Source organism: Ancylomarina sp. (assembly GCF_041555295.1).
GTDB lineage: Bacteria > Bacteroidota > Bacteroidia > Bacteroidales > Marinifilaceae > Ancylomarina.
The window spans coordinates 1-2,406 of the sequence record NZ_JBFFKR010000401.1 but is presented as its reverse complement, the minus strand read 5'-3'; the positions used below and the strand labels follow the sequence as shown (position 1 = coordinate 2,406).

Annotated in this window: 2 protein-coding genes; both read left to right on the top strand. The window is 35.5% G+C overall.

The window, feature by feature from the left end; all coding sequences use genetic code 11:
* On the top strand, positions 1-1,056 hold a 1,056-nt coding region (locus ABY905_RS16460), incomplete at its 5' end, for a hypothetical protein (RefSeq protein ID WP_372645846.1).
* Positions 1,057-1,297: 241 nt separating this feature from the next.
* Positions 1,298-2,406: FKBP-type peptidyl-prolyl cis-trans isomerase (locus ABY905_RS16455; protein ID WP_372645843.1), on the top strand; the 1,109-nt coding region annotated here is incomplete at its 3' end.

Here is a 2,406-nt window from a genome sequence, read left to right as displayed (position 1 = left end):
TTGGCAATGGTTTCCTGCGACAACGAAGACATGGAAACAGCAGAAATGGAAGAAGTAGTTGCCATTCCTGAAGTTTTGCCAACACCTGAACATTTGCTGGGCTTAAAAGCAGAATTGGAAGCAAAAGGACTTGAACTTGTAGCATTGTCAGGACCAACTGGGACTGAGGCAATCGAAACTATTGAAGGAGAAAAAATTACCTCCCCAAATATAGGTGAAAACAAGACTAAATCAGCAACTAATACTCCATGGTCAAAAATGACCAAGAATGATCTAGAAAATATGTGGGTTGATGTAAATCGACCTAATCAGCCGAATGCCACTGCGTATAAAGACAGATTCGCTTGGAGAATCGGTAGTGGTAGTCAAAAACCTATTGCCGTATATGTAAATGATGTAGAAGTCGGTGATGCAAGTGGTCATAATATGACTAATGATTATGGTTGGTACTGTGAAAGAAGAGTGGTTGTTGATAGTAGACAGTTATTGACAGATAATGGTACGATTGCAAGAAAAGTGCCTAATACACTTATTCATTGCATTGGAAATCAATCTGGTGAGGTACGTACTTTGGAGCCAACGAATTTATGGTCGACTTCTAAAACTGACGAGCATAGCTGGTGGGTGGCAGTGACTACTGGAATAGCTGTTAAAGCTACAGTTGGCTTGCCTTTTGGCATTGCAGGTGGCGAAGTAGAGGTTCACTTAGATGTAGAGGCTGGTGGCGGCCAATCACATAGCTTCACTACCGATAATAACGTTTATACCCCATTTGTTGATATACCTGTCGGTTATTATGCTGAGTTTACTTGTAAAGAAACTTATCTTGATAGAACTTATAAATATCCTTGTCCAATGGAAACGAAAGGTTATGTAGGTGCTGATTATGGTCCTAAAAGATGGAATGGTCATCATTTTTGGGCATTAAGCTCACGACGCTTTTTTGTTGAATATTCAAATAATCAACTAAAGTATGAAGCTTATCTTAGAGCAAAAGATTATCATAGTATTTATGCGACAGTATCACTTTATCCATTACCAATACCAGGTAGCTAGAATAATAGTGTAAATTATGACCCATTGGAGGTTGCTGCCTCCAATGGGTTCGTCTATTTCTAAGGTTTTTACACATAAGGGTTTCTATTGTTTACATATTCCCATCTCGCAGTAAGTGCCAGTTAAATAGTCATTTAGTTGAGTTGTTATTAAAAATAGAAATCGCATGGTATTATCAACGTAGTTTATAAGCAGAAAAAAAAAAGCATTTAAAATTAGTCTACTAATAATATATTAATCAATGAAAAAAGGATTATTATTTACCTTATTTGGAACTATAATCGGCTTATTAAATTTTGTGTCATGTAGTTCAGAATATTCCGGATATGAGTTATCACAAACAGGCTTGTATTATAAGTTTCATATACATAATGACACTTTAAAGCCTCAGCTTGGCGACGAAATGACGCTACGATTAAAGTACGGCACAAAAGATTCTACTATATGGAATTCGAACTCTATGCCCGACTCCTTTACACAAATCTTATACAAATCAGATTTTGCTGGAGATACATATGAAGCCCTTTCTATGATGGCAATTGGCGATAGTGCGTCTTTTATTATACAAGCAGATTCCTTTCTTCTTCTTACTGCTGGACTTCCATTTCTGCCTGAATTTGTTGAGGAAAATTCTAAGCTGTATTTTGACTTTAAGTTGTTAAACATCAAATCAAAATCAATCGTTGAGAAAGAAGCGTCTGAAAAAGAAATTAAACAGATTGAAGATTATCTCGAAAAAAACAAACAAAATATTGAGCCCGAAAATAATGGTATATATTACATTATAAATGCAGGTGGAGAAGGAAAGACTATTGAAAAAGGACAGGTTGCTCAACTCAACTTTACTTTAAAGTCTCTTGATGATAGAATGATTTATACGACTTTGGATCAAGAGACATTAGATTATGAATTGGGTGCAAAATTGGAATCTGATAAAGATAAATTTAATGCTTATACCAAGGGGCTTGATTTTGTTATTGGTAATATGAAAGAAGGATCAAGGGTTTCATTTATTTCAACTTCGGAGCTTGGTTATGGAAAAGAATGGCAAGAGAATATTCCGCCGTTTACACCCTTATTGTATCATATTGAGCTGCTTGCTATTTGGGATAAAGCAGAGTATGAAAAAGAAAAAGCGAGGATCGCTGAAATAAAGAATAAAGCTGAAAAAACGAAAATACAAACATACTTAAGTGAGAATAATATGACACTGTCACTATCTGAAAATGGACTTTATTATATCGAAACAAAAAAAGGAGAGGGTGGTAAGCCTTTCTCCGGAGATAAAGTGAAAGTACACTACACACTATATACATTAGAAGGAAAAAAACTTGATTCATCATACGATAG